Below are 23,291 nucleotides of genomic sequence, written 5' to 3'. Positions count from 1 at the left end.
GAAATGAATGTACTGGAAGTCGACCTGCATAAGCTCACGGTCAGCGATCCGTTCCTCGGACAGTATCAGCAACTGGTGCGTGACGTGGTGATCCCCTACCAGTGGGATGCGCTCAATGACCGCATTACAGAAGCGGAGCCAAGCCATGCGATCGAGAATTTCCGTATCGCCGCAGGCCTTCAGCAAGGCGAGTTTTACGGGATGGTTTTTCAGGACAGCGACGTGGCGAAATGGCTGGAAGCCGTCGCCTGGTCACTGTGCCAGAAGCCCGATGCGGCGCTTGAGAAAACTGCCGATGAGGTCATTGAACTGGTCGCCGCCGCGCAGTGTGAAGATGGCTATCTCAATACGTATTTTACGGTCAAAGCCCCGGATGAGCGCTGGACTAACCTCGCTGAGTGTCATGAGTTGTACTGTGCGGGTCATTTGATTGAAGCGGGCGTTGCTTTCTACCAGGCAACGGGAAAACGTCGTCTGTTAGAGGTAGTGTGCCGCCTGGCAGATCATATCGACAGCGTTTTTGGGCTGGGAGAGAATCAACTGCGCGGTTACCCCGGACACCCGGAAATCGAGCTGGCATTAATGCGTTTGTACGAAGTCACTCAGCAACCACGCTATATGGCGCTGGTAAATTACTTTGTTGAGCAACGCGGCGTGCAACCTCATTTTTATGATGAAGAGTACGAAAAACGCGGCCAAACGTCTTACTGGCACACTTACGGTCCGGCATGGATGGTGAATGATAAGCCCTATAGCCAGGCACACCAGCCTATTTCAGAGCAGCAAACGGCTATCGGTCATGCCGTACGTTTTGTTTATCTGATGACCGGCGTGGCGCATCTGGCACGCCTAAGTCAGGATGAAGGCAAGCGTCAGGATTGTTTGCGTCTGTGGAACAATATGGCCCAGCGTCAGTTGTATATTACCGGCGGGATCGGCTCGCAAAGCAGCGGCGAAGCGTTTAGCAGCGATTACGATCTGCCCAACGATTCCGTCTATGCCGAAAGCTGCGCCTCAATCGGGCTGATGATGTTCGCCCGCCGGATGCTGGAAATGGAAGCCGACAGCCAGTATGCCGACGTAATGGAGCGTGCCCTGTATAACACCGTACTTGGCGGCATGGCGCTGGACGGTAAGCACTTCTTCTACGTTAATCCGCTGGAGGTGCATCCTAAATCGTTAAAATTCAATCATATTTACGACCATGTAAAGCCCGTTCGCCAGCGCTGGTTTGGCTGCGCCTGCTGCCCGCCCAATATCGCCCGCGTACTCACTTCTCTTGGTCATTACATCTATACGCCACGTCAGGACGCACTGTATATCAACATGTATGTCGGCAATAGCATGGAAGTTCCTGTGGCAGACGGAGTGCTCAAACTGCGCATCAGCGGAAATTATCCGTGGCATGAGCAGGTAACAATCGCCATTGAATCACCGCTACCGGTCGATCATACCCTGGCGTTACGCCTGCCGGACTGGTGCTCCGCGCCGCAGATTTTGCTGAATGGTCAACCGGTTGCGCAAGATATACGTAAAGGCTATTTGCACATCAGCCGAACCTGGCTGGAGGGGGATACGCTAAGCCTGACCCTGCCGATGCCCGTGCGTCGCGTATACGGGAATCCACTGGTGCGCCATGTTGCCGGTAAGGTCGCCCTTCAGCGTGGGCCGCTGGTGTATTGTCTGGAGCAGGCCGACAACGGCGAAGAGTTGCATAACCTGTGGCTGCCAAAAGAGAGTGAGTTCAGGGTGTTTGAGGGGAAGGGACTATTCAGCCATAAGATGTTAATTCAGGCCGAAGGCGTGAAGCAAAGTACCCACAATGCGGCACAACAAGCGTTGTGGCACTACGATGTTTCACCAGCTTCGCGCCAGACGCATACGCTGACGTTCATTCCGTGGTTTAGCTGGGCAAACCGTGGTGAAGGCGAAATGCGAATCTGGATAAACGAGCAGTAATGATGACGACGGATGGCGGCGGTTAGCCCATCCGTCAAAACATCATGAAAAGATTGCCCTCCTCCCTGAGGACAAACGGGTGAGAATCAGAAACGCCAGGTCAGACCGGACATCAAGGTGAAGCTGTCATCGCGATCAACCATCGGGCTATTTTTAATATCATCCGGCAGCGCGCTATAGTTGGCGCTGGCCAGCAGCGTCAGGTTGCTGGTCAACGCGTATTTAGCGGACAGGCCAACGTACGGTGTCCAGCTGTCCCCTGGGGAGTAGCTTGATAACCCACTACGGCGGGATTCATTGCCAGAGATGCCGTAGTAATATTCGTTGAATTTTTCGTCATAGTAGAGCACGCCAATCGCCGGCGTCAGCGTCAGCTTGCCCATTGGCATTTGGCGGAACAGAGACATTTCCGCCACCCAGCCATTGCTGTTATCCAGTACATCCGCTGCGGCAGAGACCTTCACGCTGCCCCATTTCTCATGGTGATACCATGCGGCACCCGCCATCGCGGTTGCATCACGCTTGTCCAGTTGCTTCATCGCATGATCGTCGTTATCACCGGGATCAAACTCAAGCGGCATGTAAGAGGCAGTAATGCTAAATTCATTACTGTCACTTTTTGCAAGAATATAGCCTAGTGTTGTTTGCCTAAAATAAAATGATTCACTTTCATAACTGATAAGCGGTACTGCATGAACATTATCATTATATCCACGATAAGGAGATTCATTATAGACAGCGCCACCGCCAATAGAAAATTCTGCGGCAGTTGCACTCGCCATAAAAGAAAAGGCGAACAGCGCCACAATATTGCGTTTAATTAACATGCCAACATTCCATTTTAAAATAAGCTACAAAGCGCGTGCATAATAATGCTTACAATTTCATCGATGCAACCTTCATATTTATATAGTAGTATATACAAACATATATATATTGGGTTTGGCGATGAACAAATTACAACTCAAACACCGGGAACTGAAGATTATTTCGGTAATTGCTGCCAGTGAAAACATCAGTCATGCCGCTACGGTTCTCGGCATCGCACAGGCTAATGTCAGCAAGTACCTTGCTGATTTTGAATCCAAAGTTGGACTAAAGGTATTTGACCGCACCACCCGGCAGTTGACCCTGACGCCCTTTGGTGTAGCGCTGCTACCTTACATCAATGACATGCTGGACAGAAACGAGCAGCTAAATAGTTTCATCGCTGATTATAAGCATGAAAAACGTGGCAGGGTAACGGTGTATGCACCAACCGGAATTATTGCTTACTTATCGCAACACGTTATTGCAAAAATTCAGGATATCGGTGGTATTACTCTCTCGCTGAAAACCTGCAACCTTGAACGGAAAGCATTTTATGAAGGTGTAGACTTCCCGGATGATTGTGACGTTTTAATTACCTATGCGCATCCCAAAGATGAATCACTGGTCGCCAGCTTCATTACCAAATATGCAGTAATGGCGTTTGCCAGCCCTGAATATATCAAACAGCATCCTATTAACAGCCCTGATGAGCTGGAAAATCATTCCTGTATTTTAATTGATTCAATGATGATTGATGATGCCAATATCTGGCGCTTCAGCGCCGCGGGCGGCAAGGAAATGCATGATTACCGGGTGACCGGAAACTACGTCTGTGACAATACACAATCCGCGCTGGCGCTGGCGCGTAATCATCTGGGCATTGTTTTTGCGCCTTATGCGAGTATACAAAAAGACGTTCAATCCGGGTTGTTAGTTCCCTGTTTCTCCGAGCAACACGAATGGTGGCTGGATTTGGTGGCGATTTTCCGCAAGCGGGAATATCAGCCCTGGCGTGTACAGTTTATTCTCGACGCAATGTTAGCGGAGATACGTCAGCAGCTTACTCAGACGCTACAGCTGTCTGAGTAAGCAAAATAGCCTGCACCTAGTGGTCGAGATACAGGTAATGCACCCAACTGGTCATCCGCAGCAAAACTTTACGCATGACTGACACATGTTCGAAGTGGTCAGAGTAAACGGCGACCTGGGCGTAAATCCCGTCAGGTAACGCGCTCACATCCGCATTGTCGTTCAGCTCAATCGTGGCGATCACCCCTTCTGAACCGGGCGTAGAGTTTAAGGATTGCAGCGCCCCGTTCGACTGGTATGTTCCACCCGGTACTGCCGGGCTGATAGCTGCCAGTTTGCCGCTAAATACCTTACCCGGCAGAGCGTTAAACACCACTTCCGCTTCATCGCCTGGCTCCAGTCGCAGCAGCGAATTTTGACGGAACTGGGCGATAATTTGCCGCTTCTGTTCCGGGATAAACACCATCACCGGACGCATAGGCAGCGCCGCGGCATAGGTTCCTGGGCGCATCAGCACCTGTGTAACGTAACCATCGCTGGGCGCACGAACCACGGTCTGGTCAAGGTTAAACTCCGCTTCGGCGAGTTGCGCCTTCAGGCTGGCAATTTGCGAATTTTCACCCAGTACCAGGCTGTCTAACTGGCTCTGGATTTGCTGTTGCTCCGCAATAGACGATTTCACCGATGCTTCCTGCGCCAGATAGTTTTGGCGCGCCGCATCGATATCCCGTTCAGAAAAAGGGTTGACCTTCGCCTGACTCCCCTGCGCATAGCGCTGGTAATCTTTTGCCAGCTTGTCACGCGTGGCCTTTGCCCGCTGCGTATTGGCTTTCATTTCGTCTAACTGCGCAACCAGCGCCTGCTCTTTATGCTGAGCGGTGACAATATCGGCTTTCAGACGATCGACCCGTGCCTGATAACGTCCTGGATTAAGCTTAAACAGAACTTCGCCTTTTTTGATCAGCGTATTCTTCTTATCCGTCACTTCTGTTACAACACCCGTGACCTGCGGCACTACGGGAATCGAAATTACCGCTTTTTGCGCCTTAAAGGTATACGGATGGTTATAATTCATCAGTAATATAAGCCCGCAAACAATGAAAATACCCCCCAATGCCGCAGTGGGTACCGTCCATTTATTTACAGGAATTTTAAAAATTTTAAAAATTGACCATGCGCATGCCACATAGGTCAGAACAATCAGTAAATCCATCGAAATTACTCCGCCGGAGAGGTCTTACCCTCACCCAGTTTCTTTTCCAGGTCGGCAACCCGCGCCTGAAGCTGGATCAGGGAAGAATCCGCGCTCTGCATACCCCAGCCGCGCTCCGGGCGATAAAGCGTTGCCCAGATCCATAAAAAGGGCCAAATAACATGTAAGGTAAACAAGCTCACCCAGCCCGCAACATGTATCGCGTCAGCATGAGGATGGTTACGTTTCTTTGCAATAAGATAGGGAATATCATGCAGAATAATAATCCCGTAAAAAATGACCAGGAATACAAAAATAAGCACTCCTAATGCAAAATAATCAAGGAACATATTTGCCTCAGGGATTTAAAATTAAAAAATTCGGCTGCTATTTATTTAAAAAATAGAGTTGATAATAGTAGTGGAATGACCAGATTGGATGCAATGGTGTTATTTATATAACGATATATGAGTTTCTATATATACCCGTTGTCTTTCGAGCTGCTTCTTTGTTGGCTGCGTTCGCTCACCCCAGTCACTTACCGGAGTAAGCTCCTGGGGATTCCCTCTCTTGCCGCCTCGAAGCAACACGAAATCCATAGGGTACCCTTGTCATACTTTGAACTGCAGGACATAACTTGATGCCCGGTACGCTAAGCGCGACCGGGCAGTAAGTGACGGGATATTAGAACAGCCCCAGCGGTTTATCCGAGTAGCTCACCAGCAGGCACTTCGTTTGCTGATAGTGCTCGAGCATCATTTTGTGCGTCTCGCGCCCAATGCCCGACTGCTTATAGCCGCCGAACGCCGCATGTGCCGGATAAGCATGGTAGCAGTTGGTCCATACACGCCCCGCCTGAATCCCACGCCCCATTTTGTACGCCAAATTCCCGTTACGGCTCCAGACGCCAGCGCCAAGTCCATATTGGGTGTCATTGGCAATTTCCAGCGCTTCGTCCATGGTTTTAAAGGTCGTAACAGCCAATACCGGGCCGAAGATCTCCTCCTGGAAAACCCGCATGTTGTTTTTACCAAACAGAATGGTCGGTTCGAGGTAGTACCCCTCTTTTAACTCACCATCCAGTTGCTTGCGCCGTCCACCGGTCAGGACATCCGCCCCTTCTTTCTTACCAATATCGATGTAATTCAGAATGGTTTCCAGTTGACCATGTGAAACCTGCGCCCCCATTTGCGTCACGCTGTCTAACGGGTTGCCGCTGCGGATACTCTCCACCCGGCGAATGGCTCTTTCCATAAAGCGTTCGTAAATGGATTCCTGCACCAGCGCGCGGCTCGGACAGGTACACACTTCGCCCTGGTTAAAGGCAAACAGCGCAAAGCCTTCCAGCGCTTTATCGAAGAACGCATCTTCTTCATCCATCACATCCGCGAAGAAGATATTGGGTGATTTGCCGCCCAGCTCCAGCGTGACAGGAATAATGTTCTGCGTGGCGTACTGCATGATCTGCTGGCCGACTTCGGTTGAGCCGGTAAACGCCACTTTCGCAATACGTTTAGACGTCGCCAGATACTCACCGATTTCTCCACCCGCGCCGTTTACCACGTTCACTACGCCAGGCGGGAGCAGATCGCCGATGACTTCCATCAGCAGCAGCACGGAAAGCGGCGTCAGGCGCGCGGGTTTAAGCACCACGCAGTTACCCGCTGCCAACGCGGGCGCCATCTTCCAACTGGCCATCAGCAGCGGGAAGTTCCACGGGATAATTTGCCCGACCACGCCAAGAGGCTCATGGAAATGATAAGCCACGGTCTCACTATCAACCTCGCTGATCCCCCCTTCCTGCGCACGAATACAGGAGGCGAAATAGCGGAAATGGTCAATTGCCAGCGGCACGTCTGCCGCGCTGGTTTCACGAATGGGCTTACCGTTATCCCAGGTTTCTGCCGTCGCCAGCAGCTCCAGGTTTTGCTCCATACGATCGGCGATTTTGAACAGAATCGCCGCTCTGTCCTGCACGGATGTCTGCGCCCATTTATCTTTTATTTTGTGCGCGGCATCCAGTGCCAGATCGATATCCTTCTTACCGGAAGAGGCCACTTCGCACAGCAATTGCCCAGTGACCGGCGTCAGGTTTTGGTAATACTCGCCGTCCACCGGCGCGACCCAGTCACCGCCGATAAAGTTATCGTATCGGGCTTTTAACTTCAGAGGGTAACCATACTCGCCGGGATAAATACGCGTTGAAGGGGGGTTATTGGTCATGACCGTCTCCTTGCTGTAGGGGTACTACAAGGGTAGACGGGGCTGGCGAATTATTCGCCAGCCTTTTACTTCTTTACGACAGGTATCACGAATTACATCGCAGCGCGATAAATCGCCATGATCTCGTCATGAGTCGCCTGAATCGGGTTAGTGAAACCACAAGCGTCTTTCAGGGCATTGGTCGCCAGAACGGCAAAATCTTCTTCCTTCACGTTCAGCTCACGCAAACCGGCCGGAATATTCACTTTCTGCGCCAGTTCACGGATCGCCGCGATACAGGCTTCCGCCCCTTGCTCTGCACTCAGTCCTGCGACGTTAACGCCCATGGCAGCCGCGCAATCACGCAGACGAGCGGCTGCAACTTTGCTATTGAAAACCTGCACATGCGGCAGCAGCACGGCGTTACATACACCGTGTGGCAGATCGTAGAAGCCACCCAACTGGTGCGCCATGGCGTGCACATAACCCAGCGAGGCGTTGTTAAATGCCATACCTGCAAGGAACTGCGCGTAAGCCATGGCTTCACGTGCCTGAGCATTGCTGCCATCTTCAACGGCAACCGGCAGGTTTTCCGCAATCATGGTGACCGCTTTCAGCGCACACGCATCGGTAATCGGGGTCGCAGCAATAGAAACGTAGGCTTCAATAGCGTGGGTCAGCGCATCCATACCGGTGGCCGCCGTCAGAGACTTCGGCATACCGATCATCAGCGAGGAGTCATTGACCGACAGCAGCGGGGTGACGTGCTTATCGACAATCGCCATTTTAATATGGCGTTCTTCATCGGTAATGATGCAGAAACGGGTCATTTCAGATGCCGTACCCGCCGTGGTGTTGATGGCAATCATCGGCAACTGCGGTTTTGCAGAGCGGTCAACGCCTTCGTAATCACCGATGTAGCCACCGTTAGCGGCCACCAGCGCAATGCCTTTCGCACAATCGTGTGGTGAACCACCGCCGAGAGAAATAACGCTATCGCAGTCGTTTTCTTTCAGCATTTGCAGGCCAGCAGCAACGTTGCTGGTCGTGGGGTTAGGATGCGTACCATCGTAAATTACGCTGAAAATATCACGTTCCTGTAATGCCTTCTGAATCTCGCCAGCCATACTTAATTTGGCCAACATGGCATCCGTGACAATCAGCGTGCGGCGAAAACCATATTCCGCCATTGTATTCAGCGCATCTTTTAATGAATCAGCGCCGATTACATTCACGGAAGGAATAAAAAATGTTGAAGCAGCCATTGTACGATCCTTAATTACTCAAAAGAGTCAGGAAGCATACGTGTGAAATTTCCAACAAAATATGATCGCGGTTGTTATTTTCATAACATTCAGAATAAAAAAAGCACATTAGGTTAATAATCTAATGTGCTGATTTCAATCAATATATATATTGTATTAATTCATTTGATTTCTGAATTAATTGTTTCATTATTTTTCAGGAAACAGTAATGCATCGCGTAATAAATGATCATTCCCGCGACGACGCGTAAAACCAATCCGGTCAAAATATTCCAGAATCTGGATAGCTAATTTACGCCCCACGTTAAGCCTGTCGCGAAAATCGGCGGCGCAGGTCGATCCTTTATCCTGATCCAACTCGCGGATCATATTGGCGAAGGCCACAATACGATCGTTACGATAATAACGATCTTTCACGATCGCAGTAATGATGCCTTGCTGCGCCGCTTGTCGTAACGCCACGCGCATCATTTGCTCATCCGTCCCCGTCTGTTTTGCCAGGTCGCGCACCCACCACGGCTCATCGCCAAAAAGTGGTTCTGCTTTTTGCCAGATAGCCTGCTGTTCATCGCTGAACCCCGCCTTGTGATCCGGCAAATGCAGCCAACCGTGATGGCTATGGATGGCGCCGCTCTCGCGCATCTTTTCTATCAGCAGCAACACCAGCGCTTCATCTTCCATCGGCAAAGCCATACGACGCAGGCGTTCGCGCCCTGGCCCTGGCTCATCACGATGCTGTTCGTGATAGGTCGCCAGCGTATCGAGGACTTTTCGCTGCCAGCGCGCGGCAACGGGAGCATTCAACAGGCTATATCCCGCCTGAATAAAACCATGTTGCTCAATCAACGGACGCATACCGTTGCCGTTGAGCTGACGCGCCCAGGCGAAATCAGGAATATTCACCGCCCCACGCGTCAAATGTAGCGCCAGGGCGTCGCCGTCGGTGTGTGCATTTTCCAGCGCCGACAACCATTGCAGATATTCCGGTTTACGCTTTCCGCGTCGCGGTGAGTTGAGCGTGACGACGCGTGCGCCAGCCAGCGTCGTGCGGGCTGAAATATCGCGCAGCACCAGGCGGTCGTTATCGGCGAGCCACAGCGGTGTATCAAACACCAGTTCCGCCAGCGTTCCTTCAAGCAATGAGATGCGCCCGGTGACATGGCTGGCCGCGTGGTGAATATGCAGCGGTTGCCACTGCATCAACGGCGCGGCATGTTCTAAAGAGACTATCACACGGTTAAACGCCTCTGGCGGAACATCTGAAAGCAGCCAGTCGCCGCGGCTAAGCTCCTCTTTTTGCGCATCGCCTGCAATATTCAGCGCAATACGCTGCCCGGCATGAGCATGCTCAGTAGCCTGGTTTTGCGCATGCAGGCTACGTACGCGCATTGGCTTGTTGACGCCCGTCAGCCACAGCGTATCACCGACATTCACTTCACCGCTGAGCGCCGTCCCGGTCACCACCAGCCCTGCGCCTTTAACCGTAAAGGCACGGTCAATCGCCAGGCGGAAGCTGTGATCGCGGGCATGTTCGCGCGAGGTTAACTGCAACAAATGGTGGCGCAGTTCTTCGATGCCACGGCCTTCACTGGCGGCAGTCACAAAGAGAACCGCATCGGCAAAACCATAGTTTTCCAGCGTGGTGTGCACCTCTTTACGCACCGTATTGATGCGTTCCTCATCCACGCGGTCGGCTTTCGTGAGCGCCACGGTGATTTGCGGATTGCCCGTCAGCTGTAGAATTTGCAAATGTTCACGCGTTTGCGCCATCACGCCATCATCACAGGCGACAACCAGCAGCGCGTGGTCGATACCGCCTACACCCGCCAGCATGTTGGACAAAAACTTTTCGTGTCCGGGAACATCAATAAACCCCAGCACCTGCCCATCCGGCTGCGGCCAGTAGGCATAGCCGAGATCGATGGTCATGCCACGCTTTTTTTCCTCCGGCAGACGGTCGGCATTCACGCCCGTAATCGCCTGTAATAACGTTGTTTTTCCGTGGTCAACGTGTCCGGCGGTTGCAATAATCATTTCAGCATCATCTCCATAAACCGGGTCTCGTCTTCAAGGCAGCGCAGATCCAGCCACATGCGGCCATCATAAATTCGCCCAATGATCGGCACAGGCAGCGCACGCCAGCGGGCGGCCAGTGCGTCAAGGCGGCTACCGCGCCCGTCATGCGGGGTAAAGGTCAATGCCGCGCTGGGTAACCTGTCAACGGGTAACGAACCGCTACCAATCTGCGACAGGCAAGGCATGACATTCAAAGCAAACTCGTCGCTGTAACGATCGGCAAGCTGCGCCTGTAATTGCTGGGCCTGCGCGTGGATCGCCTCTTGCGAGCGGGTGAGCTGGCGTAACGTCGGCAACTTCGCCGCCAGCGCTTCCGGATGCAGATAGAGCCGCAACGTTGCTTCCAGCGCCGCCAGCGTCATTTTATCCGCCCGTAACGCACGTTTCAGCGGATGGCTCTGTAAGCGAGCGATCATCTCTTTTTTACCGACGATAATTCCGGCCTGTGGCCCACCCAGCAGTTTATCGCCAGAGAAGCTCACCAGACTCACGCCTGCGGCAATCAGTTGCTGCGGCATCGGCTCCTGCGGCAAACCATACTGGCTGAGATCGACCAGCGAACCGCTGCCGAGATCCGCCACCACCGGTACATCCAGCTCCCGGCCAATGGCGGCCAGGTCTGCCTCATCCACCGACTTCGTAAAGCCTTCGATGCTGTAATTACTGGTATGCACCTTCATCAGCAGGCCGGTATTTTCATTCACCGCCTGACGATAATCTTTCGCGTGTGTCCGGTTGGTGGTCCCCACTTCGCGCAGCATACATCCGGCCTGACACATCACATCAGGAATACGAAACGCGCCGCCAATTTCCACCAGCTCACCGCGCGAAACGACCACCTCTTTGCCGTTAGCCGTGGCGGCCAGCATCAGCAGAACCGCTGCCGCATTGTTATTCACGATACAAGCGTCTTCGGCCCCCGTCAGGCGACAGAGTAAATCCGCCAACGCCCGATCCCGATGTCCGCGCCCGGCATCATCCAGGCTGTATTCCAGCGTCACCGGCGTGCGCATCGCCTGCACCACCGCTTCGATGGCTTCCTCGGCCTGCGAGGCACGACCCAGGTTAGTATGCAACACCGTTCCGGTCAGGTTAATCACTGGACGCAGCGCGCTTTGCGATTCTCTTTCCAGCCTGGCTCTGGCTTCTTGCGCCCAGTCCTCACACCATGCCGGGAGCGCGTGGGCGTCGCGAATGGCTTCTCTGGCTTCGTCGAGCATATGACGCAGCAGGTCAACTACCCGGGTATGACCGTGGGATTCACGTAAGGCTGAGAAAGCGCTATCGCGCAATAAACGATCGATAGCAGGAAGCTGGCTGTAGAGTGAACGCATGTCGGTTGTCATGAAAGGGCCTGGCTGTTGGTGGCCCTCTCCACCGTGGAGAGGGCTATCGATATAGGAAGGATTGTATCGTGACTTTGCTCATGCGGACATAACGTGTATCAAGCCTTTGGCGGTTCCGTACGGGCAAAACTTTCGCGTTGAAAGAGCGTTTCCACCAGTTTGACCAGACGCGGGCGGTCCACACACCAGCCGGGCGCGACCCGACGAAAATTGAGATAGCCGACAGCGCAGGCAATCGCAATGGTGGCCAGGTTAACCGTATCCGTTTTCAGCGTACCATCCGCCAGATAGCCTTCCAGCACATCCAGACTGCGGGTGATCTTCTCCCGCTGGCGTAACAACTCAGTTTCTGACTGCTGTGCGGCGGGGCGAGCCTGTTCGCGTACCGAGACGAGACCGGCATCCATAATGCCGTCTGCCAGCGCTTCCAACTGACGTACCTTCAGCGCCGCCAGCGGTTCACGCGGCAACATAGCTGGCGCAATATCCAGCAGCTCTATGTATTCCGCGATGATTGGAGAATCAAACCAATACTCACCCTCATCAGTAACCAGCGCGGGCACTTTTCCTAACGGGTTATAGCGCGCCACGCCGCTATCCGCGTTGTAGGGGAGTTCATTTACAAATTCAAAGGTGATGCCCTTTTCCAGTAACAGAATAGAAATTTTACGCACAAAAGGGCTGGTATAGCTGCCAATGAGTTTCATGCCGGGTCCTTTTTGCCAACAAAAAGCTATGCCCAACGATTGTGGGGCACAGCTTAGTATGGCTCAGGTCAGCGCAAATGGCAGGTGATGACGGTCTCAATGATCCAAATAAAGGTAATGCATCCAGCTGGTCATGCGCAGTAGCACTTTACGCATCACCGACACGTGGGCGAAATGGTCGGAATAGACCGCCACCTGGGCATAGATACCGTCCGGCAGCGCCTCCACATCGGCATTCGGATCCAGTTCAATGGTTGCCAGTACGCCATCGGTCCCCGGCACCACCGTTAAGGACTGTAATGCTCCCTGCGCTTGATAAGAACCTCCCGGAACAACGGGAAGGATACTGGTTAGTTTGCCGCTGAACACCTGGCCTGGCAGCGCGTTGAAAACCACTTCAGCTTCATCACCCGGTTCAAGACGCAGCAGTGAGTTCTGGCGAAATTGCGCCACGATTTGCCGTTTCTGTTCAGGAATAAATACCATCACGGGTCGCAGAGGCAACGCGGCGGCGTAGGTCCCCGGGCGAATGAGCACCTGCGTCACGTAACCGTTGCTGGGCGCACGCACAACGGTCTGTTCAAGATTATATTTGGCTTCGGCAAGCTGGGCGCGCAGGGAGGCGACCTGGGATTGCTCACCGTTGACCATACTGTCTAACTGGCTCTGAATCTGCGTCTGTTCCGCTACTGAGCCTTTTACCAGCGCATCCTGAGCCAGATAGTTCTGGCGGGCATTGTCGATATCACTTTCGGAGAACGGGTTAACCTTCGCCTGACTACCCTTCAAATAACGCTGATAATCTTTATACAGGCGGTCACGTTCAGCAGACACGCGAGTGGTATTTGCGACCGCTTCCGACAGTTGCGCTTTCAAATTGTCGATGTTGTGGGTCGCGGTAACCAGGTCGGCCTGGAGTCTGTCAACCCGCGCCTGATAACGCACAGGATCGAGTTTAAATAACACTTCGCCTTTTTTAATCAGCTGATTATTTTTATCCGTCACCTCACTAACAATTCCTGTGACCTGCGGGGTAACGGGAATTGAAATAACCGCTTTTTGCGCCGTAAAGGTATACGGATGGTTATAGTTCATTAATAAGATCAGTCCCGCCACAATAAATACGCCGCCTAATGCCGCAGTAGCAAGCGTCCACTGGTTTACCGGAATGCGAAATATTTTGAAGATGGCCCAGGCGAATGCCACATAAGTCAGGACAATTAACAAATCCATGATTAAATCTCCGGAAAGGTGGAGTTATCGATTTTCTTTTCCCCATCCAGCTTTTTTTCCAACTGGGCGATGCGCGCGGCCAACACGGCTATCTCAGGGTCAGGTTCCTTTCCGGTCGGCGTGATGTGCGACTGCATCCCCCACCCCTTTTCGGGCTGGTAGAGCGTGGCCCAAATCCACAGGAACGGCCAAATAACATGTAACGTAAAAAGACTGACCCACCCTGCCGTATGGATAGCGTCGGCATGAGGATGATTGCGCTTTTTAGCGATGTTATAGGGAATGTCATGGATGGCGATGATTCCGTAAAACAGAACCAGAAAAACGAAGATCAGCACGCCTAACGCGAAATAATTTAGAAACATACCTGCCTCGAATTCACGCTAATTAGAGTTTTTTTATGCCGGCAGCCGTATGCACCCAGGCTGATGTTTTGAACATAACTGCAGTTTGCGGTTTTCGCCATACCACAAAAAAAATATTTTTTCTGGTTTTAAGTTGCTTAATCTGGCAAGGAAAATGTCAGCTCCAGAATCCGTCGCAGATCACATCTGATTAAACCCAGACAAAAATACTTTGTGAATCACATCACAAAAATTCAACAAACAGCAAATAAGAAAACGTGAACAAGTTCACGTTTAACCGCCATTTTTAGCGATTCCTTGCGCTGTGATGTTTTTTTGTACCGGTATTTTGTGATGAAAATCACATTAACTAATGCCATACACCCTATATTTACGTGACAAACATCACATAAAAGGCCGTCGACTGGACAGTTGAACGATTCAGTGCCAGATTTCGCAGTATCTACAGGGTCCGGCTACCTCCTGCCGCTACATTAACAAACCTCGGGCTTTCAGCCTGCGCGATAGCAAACATAAGAAGGGGTGTTTTTATGTCATCCGATATTAAGATCAAGGTGCAAAGCTTTGGTCGATTCCTCAGCAATATGGTGATGCCAAATATCGGCGCGTTTATCGCGTGGGGTATTATCACCGCATTATTCATTCCGACAGGGTGGTTGCCGAACGAAACGCTGGCGAAGCTGGTCGGTCCGATGATCACCTATCTGCTGCCGCTGCTGATCGGTTATACCGGTGGTAAGCTGGTAGGCGGCGAACGTGGCGGCGTGGTTGGTGCTATCACCACCATGGGCGTTATCGTCGGCGCGGATATGCCGATGTTCCTTGGCTCCATGATCGCAGGCCCGCTGGGCGGCTACTGCATCAAGAAATTCGATAACTGGGTAGACGGTAAGATCAAATCCGGTTTTGAGATGCTGGTGAATAACTTCTCCGCAGGCATCATCGGCATGATCCTCGCCATCCTGGCTTTCCTCGGCATTGGTCCATTGGTTGAAGGTCTGTCCAAAATTCTGGCGGCAGGCGTTAACTTCATGGTTGTCCATGACATGCTGCCGCTGGCGTCGATTTTCGTTGAACCGGCAAAAATCCTGTTCCTCAACAACGCCATCAACCACGGTATTTTCTCACCGCTGGGTATTCAGCAGTCCCATGAGATGGGCAAATCCATCTTCTTCCTGATTGAAGCTAACCCAGGTCCGGGTATGGGCGTCCTGCTGGCGTACATGTTCTTTGGTCGCGGCAGCGCTAAGCAGTCTGCGGGCGGCGCGGCTATCATCCACTTCCTGGGCGGTATCCACGAAATTTACTTCCCGTATGTGCTGATGAACCCACGTCTGATCCTGGCCGTTATCCTTGGCGGTATGACTGGCGTATTCACCCTGACCATCCTGAACGGCGGTCTGGTTTCTCCGGCTTCTCCTGGCTCGATTCTGGCCGTACTGGCGATGACGCCAAAAGGCGCTTACTTCGCCAACATCGCTGCTATCTGTGCCGCAATGGCGGTCTCCTTTGTGGTCTCAGCCATTCTGCTGAAAACCAGCAAAGTGAAAGAAGAAGACGATATTGATGCGGCGACCCGTCGTATGCAGGACATGAAAGCGGAATCTAAAGGCGCATCTCCGCTGGCGGCTGGCGATGTGACCAACGACCTGAGCCATGTACGTAAAATCATCGTGGCTTGCGATGCCGGTATGGGTTCCAGCGCCATGGGCGCAGGCGTACTGCGTAAGAAAGTGCAGGATGCGGGTCTGTCTCAGATTTCCGTCACCAACAGCGCGATTAACAATCTGCCGCCGGATGTGGATCTGGTCATTACCCACCGTGACCTGACCGAACGTGCGATGCGTCAGGTGCCTCAGGCACAGCACATCTCGCTGACCAACTTCCTCGACAGCGGTCTGTATACCAGCCTGACCGAACGTCTGGTCGCGGCACAGCGCCACAATGTGAACGAAGAGAAAGTCCGCGATCACCTGAAAGACAGCTTTGATGAGGGTGATACCCACCTGTTCAAACTGGGTGCGGAAAATATCTTCCTTGGCCGGAAAGCCTCTAACAAAGAAGAAGCGATTCGCTTTGCCGGTGAACAACTGGTGAAAGGTGGCTATGTTGAGCCGGAATACGTCGAGGCGATGCTGGACCGCGAAAAGCTGACGCCGACTTACCTCGGTGAGTCCATCGCAGTACCGCACGGTACCGTAGAAGCTAAAGACCGCGTGCTGAAAACCGGCGTGGTGTTCTGCCAGTACCCGGAAGGCGTACGCTTCGGTGAAGAAGAAGACGATATTGCCCGTCTGGTCATTGGTATCGCCGCACGTAACAATGAGCACATCCAGGTCATCACCAGCCTGACCAACGCGCTGGATGATGAATCCGTGATCGAACGTCTGGCCCATACCACCAGCGTGGATGAAGTTCTGGAACTGCTGGCTGGTCGTAAGTAAGCGTTATTGCCCGGTGGCGCTCACGCTTACCGGGCCTACAATATCCTCTCCCTTGTGGAGAGGGTTAGGTTGAGGGAAAAGCCTCACCCCAGCCCTCTTGGGTAAAAACATTAATGAAGGTTAATACTATGAAAGCATTACATTTTGGCGCAGGTAATATCGGTCGTGGCTTTATCGGCAAACTGCTGGCGGACGCGGGGATACAGCTGACGTTTGCAGATGTAAACCAGGTCGTGCTCGATGCCCTGAATGCCCGTCATAGCTATCAGGTTCATGTTGTGGGTGAAAACGAGCAGGTTGATACCGTTTCCGGCGTCAACGCCGTCAGCAGCATCGGCGAGGATGTCGTCGACCTGATTGCCCACGTTGATTTAATCACCACTGCCGTGGGTCCGGTTGTGCTTGAGCGTATCGCTCCGGCCATCGCTAAAGGGCTGGTAAAACGCAAAGCGCAGGGCATCTCTACCCCGTTGAATATCATTGCCTGTGAAAACATGGTGCGCGGAACCACACAGCTGAAAGGCCACGTCATGAACGCGCTGGCAGATGAAGACAAAGCCTGGGTTGAAGAACATGTTGGCTTTGTCGATTCCGCCGTGGATCGCATCGTGCCGCCATCTGCTTCTGCGACCAACGATCCGCTGGAAGTTACCGTTGAAACATTCAGCGAGTGGATTGTCGACAAAACACAGTTCAAAGGCGAGCTGCCAAACATCCCAGGAATGGAATTAACTGATAACCTGATGGCATTTGTCGAACGTAAACTCTTCACGCTGAACACCGGGCATGCTATAACCGCGTACCTCGGAAAATTGACCGGTCATCAGACCATCCGTGACGCGATTCTCGACGAGAAAATCCGCGCGGTGGTAAAAGGTGCGATGGAAGAGAGCGGCGCAGTACTGATCAAACGCTATGGCTTTGATGCAGCTAAACATGCAGCATACATTCAGAAAATCCTCGGTCGTTTTGAAAACCCGTATCTGAAAGATGATGTTGAGCGCGTAGGACGTCAGCCGCTGCGTAAACTGAGCGCGGGCGACCGCCTGATTAAACCGCTGCTGGGCACGCTGGAGTATGGTCTGCCGCACGTTAATCTGGTTAGCGGTATTGCTGCTGCAATGCACTATCGCAGTGAAGAAGATCCGCAGGCACAGGAACTGGCCGCGCTGATTGACGAAAAAGGTCCACAGGCCGCGCTGGCGCAGGTATCCGGTCTGGATGCCAACAGTGATGTGGTGGCGGAGGCGGTTAACGCATATAACGCGACCAAATGATAGAGAATGTGGCGCAGGTCAGCCTGCGCCCGAACGACAGATTGTCAGATATGCAGGCAATAATGGAACAAACGCAGGCCTTTGAAAATCGTGTGCTTGAGCGTCTGAATGCTGGCAAAACCGTACGCAGCTTCCTCATCACCGCCGTAGAACTGCTCACCGAGGCGGTGAATATCCTTGTGCTTCAGGTATTTCGCAAAGATGACTATGCGGTGAAATATGCCGTAGAACCGTTGCTCGACGGCGACGGTCCATTAGGCGATCTTTCGGTTCGTTTGAAGCTAATCTATGGTCTGGGCGTACTCAGCCGCCCGGAGTATGAAGATGCGGAGCTTCTGATGGCACTGCGGGAAGAGCTGAATCACGACGGCAATGAATATGCGTTTACCGACGACGAGATTCTTGGGCCGTTTGGCGAGCTTCACTGCGTGACGGCACTCCCGCCGCCGCCACAGTTTGATACCTCAGACTCAGGTTTGCACGCCATGCAGATCCAGCGCTACCAGCAAATGGTACGCTCCACGATGGTACTTTCCCTGACCGAGCTGATTTCTAAAATCAGCTTAAAAAAAGCCTTTCAAAAATAAGTCTATGCAGGCTTATTTCTCTTCCTGCTGCGGCCGATAAAGCTGTCGATAGTACGCCAGACGTTGCAGATACAGCTGCGCATTCTCCTGCGGTATTTCAGAAGGGACAACGTTGCGCGGCGGTGTTTTATTCAGATACTCGCGAAAAGCCTGGCTTGAGGCCATGAAATCAACAGTCTTATCAATAAGGACCGAAACATTCTCACCTATTTTCGCCATAATCCTCCCTCCTCCATGTATTAACCACGCTTAGCCTGCGCGGTTGATCATTTAAGTTTAGGATCGGTTGGGCGATTATATTGAGGAAAACGTGCTTCGCTATCAACCCGCCAACAGAAAGCGCCATGGCCGATCTTATTGCTTAAAATTCCTTATCAATCAAAAGCGTAATATTATCATTAGCTGATTAATACTTGCGTCATTTGATTATTTATCTTCGATTTGTTGTGAAGAATCCCGCTCTGCGCGCATACTATAGGATATACATTCTATTTTTATCAGAAGCTATCCTATGAAAGAAGTCGAAAAAAACGAAATTAAACGCCTGAGCGATCGTCTGGACGCCATCCGCCACCAGCAGGCTGACCTGTCGCTGGTTGAAGCCGCTGACAAATATGCCGAGCTGGAAAAAGAGAAAGAAACTCTGGAAGCCGAGATCGCGCGCCTGCGTGAAGTCCACGGCCAGAAGCTGAGCAAAGAAGCGCAAAAGCTCACGAAACTTCCCTTCCGCCGCGCCATTAGCAAAAAAGAACAGGCCGACATGGGCAAGCTGAAGAAAAGCGTGCGTGGTCTGATTGTCGTCCACCCGATGACCGAACTGGGCCGTGAAATGGGCCTGAAAGAGATGACAGGCTTCGCAAAAACCGAGTTCTGATCTCCTGCCGGGCGACATCCGTTTGCCCGGCTCTTCCTGCCTCACCAATTGGCCCTACCAATTATAGCCAGATCCTACCAGCGCCTCACATTTCATTAAAATGTGCGTACAATACCGTTGCCAACAAATAACATTTGATTAACTATTCATTGTCATTATCCCTACACAACAATATTGGCAGGGCCACTTTTACACATAATGTGACGAAGAGATGAGCAAAGACTCATTCCATTATGTCTGAGGCCCCCAGGAGACCTGCAATGAATCTCTGGCAACAGAACTACGATCCGGCCGGTAACATCTGGCTTTCCAGTCTGATCGCATCGCTCCCAATCCTGTTCTTTTTCTTCGCCCTAATTAAGCTCAAGTTGAAAGGCTATGTTGCGGCGTCCTGGACGGTTGTGATCGCTCTGGCGGTCGCCCTGTTGTTCTACAAAATGCCGGTCGATCACGCTTTGGCCTCGGTGGTGTACGGCTTCTTTTATGGTCTGTGGCCGATTGCCTGGATAATCATCGCCGCGGTATTCGTCTATAAAATCTCGGTAAAAACCGGGCAGTTCGACATCATCCGGTCATCAATACTCTCCATTACCCCCGACCAGCGTCTGCAAATGCTGATCGTCGGTTTCTCCTTTGGGGCATTCCTTGAAGGGGCGGCAGGCTTTGGCGCGCCGGTCGCCATTACCGCCGCGCTGCTGGTGGGTCTGGGCTTTAACCCGCTGTACGCGGCCGGGCTGTGCCTGATCGTCAATACCGCGCCGGTCGCCTTTGGCGCGATGGGTATTCCGATTCTGGTTGCCGGTCAGGTTACCGGACTGGACAGCTTCGAGATTGGCCAGATGGTCGGTCGTCAGCTGCCATTCCTGACGATTATCGTGCTGTTCTGGATTATGGCGATTATGGATGGCTGGCGCGGCGTGAAAGAAACCTGGCCTGCGGTAATGGTCGCTGGCGGCTCGTTTGCTATCGCCCAGTATCTCAGCTCGAACTTTATCGGGCCGGAACTGCCGGACATTATCTCTTCGCTGGTCTCACTGGTGTGTCTGACGCTGTTCCTGAAACGCTGGCAGCCGGTACGTATCTTCCGCTTCGGCGATATGGGCGCTTCCCAGGTCGATATGGACCTGTCGCGCACCCGCTACACCGCAGGGCAAATCATCCGCGCCTGGTCCCCGTTCCTGTTCCTGACAGCCACCGTCACGCTGTGGAGCATACCGCCGTTTAAAGCGCTGTTTGCGCCGGGCGGCGCGATGTACCACTGGGTAGTGAATATTCCGGTTCCGTTCCTCGACAAGCTGGTAGCCCGCATGCCGCCGGTCGTACACGAAGCCACAGCCTACGCGGCGGTGTACAAATTTGACTGGTTCTCCGCGACCGGTACCGCGATTCTGTTTGCCGCCCTGCTGTCTATCGTCTGGCTGAAGATGAAGCCGTCCACTGCACTGCAGACCTTTGGTAACACGCTGAAAGATTTGGCACTGCCCATCTATTCCATCGGGATGGTGCTGGCATTCGCATTTATCTCTAACTACTCCGGGCTTTCATCAACCCTGGCACTGGCCCTGGCGCACACCGGTAGCGCGTTTACTTTCTTCTCGCCATTCCTCGGCTGGCTGGGGGTATTCCTGACCGGGTCCGACACCTCATCTAACGCCCTGTTTGCCGCCCTGCAGGCCACCGCGGCTCAGCAAATCGGCGTTTCGGATGTGCTGATGGTGGCGGCAAATACCACCGGCGGCGTGACCGGCAAGATGATCTCTCCACAGTCTATCGCCATCGCCTGTGCGGCAGTGGGATTAGTGGGGAAAGAGTCTGATCTGTTCCGTTTTACCGTGAAACATAGCCTGATTTTCACCTGCATGGTGGGGGTGATTACCACCCTGCAGGCCTATGTCTTAACCTGGATGATTCCATGATTGTGATGCCCAGACGCCTGTCCGACGAGGTCGCATCTCGTGTGCGGGCGCTGATTGAAGAACAACAGCTGGAGGCGGGCATGAAGTTGCCCGCTGAGCGCCAGTTGGCCGTACAGCTCGGCGTGTCGCGCAACTCGCTGCGCGAAGCGTTAGCAAAGCTGGTGAGTGAAGGCGTACTGATTAGCCGTCGCGGCGGCGGGACGTTTGTTCGCTGGCAGCATGAAGCCTGGTCTGAACAAAACATCGTTCAGCCGCTGAAGACCCTGCTGGCGGACGATCCTGATTACAGCTTCGATATTCTGGAAGCCCGCCACGCCATTGAAGCCAGCACCGCCTGGCACGCAGCCATGCGGGCCACTAGCGCTGACAAAGAGAAGATCAGACTCTGTTTCGAAGCCACCCAGAGCGAAGATCCGGATCTCGCTTCGCAAGCGGACGTGCGCTTTCATCTCGCCATTGCGGAAGCCTCGCATAACGTGGTGCTGTTACAGACCATGCGCGGTTTCTTCGACGTATTGCAGTCTTCGGTAAAACAGAGCCGCCAACGTATGTACCTTGTGCCGCCTGTATTTTCACAGCTTACAGAACAACATCAGGCCGTGCTGGACGCCATTGTCGCCGGTGATGCCGATGGCGCGCGAAAGGCCATGATGGCGCACCTCAGCTTTGTCCACACCACGATTAAACAATTCGATGAAGATCAGGCCCGCCAGGCGCGTATCACCCGCCTGCCCGGTGACCCTGGTGAGAATAGCAGGGAGAACAACACATGATTATTTCAGCCGCCAGCGACTATCGCGCCGCAGCCCAACGCATTTTGCCCCCTTTCTTGTTCCACTACATTGATGGCGGCGCGTATGCCGAGCGCACTCTGCGCCGTAACGTCGAAGACCTGTCGGAAGTGGCGCTGCGCCAGCGTGTGCTGAAGAATATGTCCGATCTGAGCCTCGAGACAAAGCTGTTCAACGAAACGCTCTCCATGCCCGTGGCCCTCGCGCCTGTCGGCCTGTGCGGAATGTATGCGCGTCGGGGAGAGGTGCAGGCCGCCGCTGCCGCTGACGCCAAAGGCATTCCGTTCACGCTTTCTACCGTTTCCGTATGTCCAATTGAAGAAGTCGCGCCGACCATCAAGCGCCCAATGTGGTTCCAGTTATATGTTCTGCGCGATCGTGGCTTTATGCGCAACGCGCTGGAACGCGCCAAAGCGGCGGGCTGCTCCACGTTGGTCTTTACCGTCGATATGCCTACGCCGGGTGCCCGCTACCGTGACGCGCATTCGGGTATGAGCGGTCCCAACGCTGCGCTGCGTCGCTACTGGCAAGCGGTCACCCATCCGCAGTGGGCATGGGATGTGGGCCTGAACGGTCGCCCGCATGATTTAGGCAATATCTCAACTTATCTTGGCAAACCTACCGGCCTTGAGGATTACATTGGCTGGCTGGCGAATAACTTTGACCCGTCAATTTCGTGGAAAGACCTTGAGTGGATCCGCGAGTTCTGGGATGGCCCGATGGTGATCAAAGGGATCCTCGATCCGGAAGATGCCCGCGATGCCGTCCGTTTTGGCGCGGATGGCATTGTCGTCTCTAACCACGGTGGCCGCCAGTTAGATGGCGTACTGTCTTCTGCTCGCGCGCTGCCCGCCATTGCCGATGCGGTAAAAGGCGATATCACCATTCTGGCAGACAGCGGGATCCGTAACGGTCTGGACGTTGTGCGCATGATTGCGCTGGGCGCGGATAGCGTACTGCTGGGGCGTGCTTATCTGTACGCGCTCGCCACCCACGGCCAGGCCGGCGTGGCGAACCTGTTGAACCTGATCGAGAAAGAAATGAAGGTGGCGATGACCTTAACCGGTGCGAAATCGATTAGTGAAATCAGCCGCGATTCTCTGGTGCAGGAGCTGGGTAAGAGCTTGCCTGCTGCATTGGCTCCTCTGGCTCAGGGTAGCGCTGCGTAACACTCTCTCCCGTAAAATCGCGTTTTCTGCATGGTCGGCCTGTTTTCAG

Annotated in this window: 20 protein-coding genes; 9 read left to right on the top strand and 11 right to left on the bottom strand. The window is 53.1% G+C overall.

Annotated elements, in window-relative coordinates; all coding sequences use genetic code 11:
• The first annotated feature begins 3 nt into the window (after positions 1-3).
• Entirely contained in the window at positions 4-1,959 is a 1,956-nt protein-coding gene (locus tag ACVXHP_RS12980) for a glycoside hydrolase family 127 protein (protein WP_447571591.1), read from the top strand.
• Between the two features lie 86 nt (positions 1,960-2,045).
• On the opposite strand, the gene ACVXHP_RS12975 is transcribed toward ACVXHP_RS12980, so the two are convergent.
• The gene (locus tag ACVXHP_RS12975) at positions 2,046-2,786 is read right to left on the bottom strand and encodes a MipA/OmpV family protein (protein WP_447571590.1); all 741 of its coding nucleotides are present in this window, start codon (positions 2,784-2,786) and stop codon (positions 2,046-2,048) included.
• A 121-nt stretch (positions 2,787-2,907) separates the two neighbouring features.
• Between ACVXHP_RS12975 and ACVXHP_RS12970 the strand changes: the two genes are divergently transcribed.
• A complete protein-coding gene (locus ACVXHP_RS12970) occupies positions 2,908-3,858 on the top strand; it encodes a LysR family transcriptional regulator (protein WP_304702622.1) in 951 nt (316 codons plus the stop codon).
• A gap of 16 nt (positions 3,859-3,874) precedes the next feature.
• Here ACVXHP_RS12970 and ACVXHP_RS12965 read toward each other — a convergent pair whose 3' ends face one another.
• From ACVXHP_RS12965 to ACVXHP_RS12925, 9 genes are all read right to left on the bottom strand, one after another.
• Positions 3,875-5,011 carry an HlyD family secretion protein gene (locus ACVXHP_RS12965; RefSeq protein WP_200008829.1) on the bottom strand — a complete coding sequence of 379 codons (1,137 nt, stop codon included), beginning with the start codon at positions 5,009-5,011 and terminating at the stop codon, positions 3,875-3,877.
• 5 nt (positions 5,012-5,016) lie between these two features.
• Positions 5,017-5,340, bottom strand: a complete 324-nt coding sequence (locus tag ACVXHP_RS12960) for a DUF3302 domain-containing protein (protein WP_200008830.1) — start codon at positions 5,338-5,340, stop codon at positions 5,017-5,019.
• Positions 5,341-5,674: 334 nt separating this feature from the next.
• Positions 5,675-7,213 (bottom strand): aldehyde dehydrogenase AldB, encoded by a 1,539-nt coding sequence (aldB, locus tag ACVXHP_RS12955; RefSeq protein WP_038635264.1) that lies wholly within the window; start codon positions 7,211-7,213, stop codon positions 5,675-5,677.
• Positions 7,214-7,305: 92 nt separating this feature from the next.
• A complete protein-coding gene (yiaY, locus tag ACVXHP_RS12950; RefSeq protein WP_447571589.1) occupies positions 7,306-8,457 on the bottom strand; it encodes an L-threonine dehydrogenase in 1,152 nt (383 codons plus the stop codon).
• Positions 8,458-8,646: 189 nt separating this feature from the next.
• A complete protein-coding gene (selB, locus tag ACVXHP_RS12945; RefSeq protein ID WP_447571588.1) occupies positions 8,647-10,491 on the bottom strand; it encodes a selenocysteine-specific translation elongation factor in 1,845 nt (614 codons plus the stop codon).
• The gene (gene selA / locus ACVXHP_RS12940) at positions 10,488-11,879 is read right to left on the bottom strand and encodes an L-seryl-tRNA(Sec) selenium transferase (protein ID WP_447571587.1); all 1,392 of its coding nucleotides are present in this window, start codon (positions 11,877-11,879) and stop codon (positions 10,488-10,490) included. The genes selB and selA overlap by 4 nt, the downstream gene beginning before the upstream one ends.
• A gap of 98 nt (positions 11,880-11,977) precedes the next feature.
• Complete coding sequence (locus ACVXHP_RS12935) at positions 11,978-12,586, bottom strand: glutathione S-transferase (protein WP_006687581.1); 609 nt, start codon at positions 12,584-12,586, stop codon at positions 11,978-11,980.
• 96 nt (positions 12,587-12,682) lie between these two features.
• Complete coding sequence (locus ACVXHP_RS12930) at positions 12,683-13,819, bottom strand: HlyD family secretion protein (protein ID WP_447571586.1); 1,137 nt, start codon at positions 13,817-13,819, stop codon at positions 12,683-12,685.
• A gap of 2 nt (positions 13,820-13,821) precedes the next feature.
• Positions 13,822-14,184 carry a DUF3302 domain-containing protein gene (locus tag ACVXHP_RS12925; RefSeq protein ID WP_006687590.1) on the bottom strand — a complete coding sequence of 121 codons (363 nt, stop codon included), beginning with the start codon at positions 14,182-14,184 and terminating at the stop codon, positions 13,822-13,824.
• A gap of 530 nt (positions 14,185-14,714) precedes the next feature.
• Between ACVXHP_RS12925 and mtlA the strand changes: the two genes are divergently transcribed.
• The 3 genes from mtlA to mtlR all read left to right on the top strand — a co-directional run bounded on the left by mtlA (position 14,715) and on the right by mtlR (position 18,492).
• Positions 14,715-16,628, top strand: a complete 1,914-nt coding sequence (gene mtlA / locus ACVXHP_RS12920) for a PTS mannitol transporter subunit IICBA (RefSeq protein ID WP_165407989.1) — start codon at positions 14,715-14,717, stop codon at positions 16,626-16,628.
• A gap of 128 nt (positions 16,629-16,756) precedes the next feature.
• On the top strand, positions 16,757-17,905 hold the full coding sequence (mtlD, locus tag ACVXHP_RS12915) for a mannitol-1-phosphate 5-dehydrogenase (protein WP_447571585.1): 1,149 nt from the start codon (positions 16,757-16,759) through the stop codon (positions 17,903-17,905).
• Positions 17,902-18,492, top strand: coding sequence for a mannitol operon repressor MtlR (gene mtlR / locus ACVXHP_RS12910; RefSeq protein WP_005120486.1), 591 nt, complete (start codon positions 17,902-17,904; stop codon positions 18,490-18,492). Before mtlD ends, mtlR begins: the two co-directional genes overlap by 4 nt.
• 12 nt (positions 18,493-18,504) lie before the next feature.
• On the opposite strand, the gene ACVXHP_RS12905 is transcribed toward mtlR, so the two are convergent.
• Positions 18,505-18,711, bottom strand: coding sequence for a hypothetical protein (locus ACVXHP_RS12905; protein ID WP_003827334.1), 207 nt, complete (start codon positions 18,709-18,711; stop codon positions 18,505-18,507).
• A gap of 292 nt (positions 18,712-19,003) precedes the next feature.
• On the opposite strand from ACVXHP_RS12905, the gene ACVXHP_RS12900 reads away from it, so the two are divergent.
• The 4 genes from ACVXHP_RS12900 (at position 19,004) to lldD (ending at position 23,242) form a co-directional block, all read left to right on the top strand.
• Positions 19,004-19,366: a YibL family ribosome-associated protein gene (locus ACVXHP_RS12900; RefSeq protein ID WP_061380915.1), complete on the top strand. Its 363-nt coding sequence runs from the start codon at positions 19,004-19,006 to the stop codon at positions 19,364-19,366.
• Between the two features lie 260 nt (positions 19,367-19,626).
• On the top strand, positions 19,627-21,282 hold the full coding sequence (lldP, locus tag ACVXHP_RS12895) for an L-lactate permease (protein ID WP_447571584.1): 1,656 nt from the start codon (positions 19,627-19,629) through the stop codon (positions 21,280-21,282).
• Positions 21,279-22,055 carry a transcriptional regulator LldR gene (gene lldR, locus ACVXHP_RS12890; RefSeq protein WP_042311604.1) on the top strand — a complete coding sequence of 259 codons (777 nt, stop codon included), beginning with the start codon at positions 21,279-21,281 and terminating at the stop codon, positions 22,053-22,055. The genes lldP and lldR overlap by 4 nt, the downstream gene beginning before the upstream one ends.
• Positions 22,052-23,242, top strand: a complete 1,191-nt coding sequence (gene lldD / locus ACVXHP_RS12885; protein WP_447571583.1) for an FMN-dependent L-lactate dehydrogenase LldD — start codon at positions 22,052-22,054, stop codon at positions 23,240-23,242. The genes lldR and lldD overlap by 4 nt, the downstream gene beginning before the upstream one ends.
• The last annotated feature ends 49 nt before the right edge of the window (positions 23,243-23,291 follow it).

This window comes from Citrobacter freundii complex sp. 2025EL-00176 (genome assembly GCF_053309355.1).
Note: the sequence above shows the minus strand (reverse complement) of the source record. Positions and strands in the feature narration are given on the sequence as shown.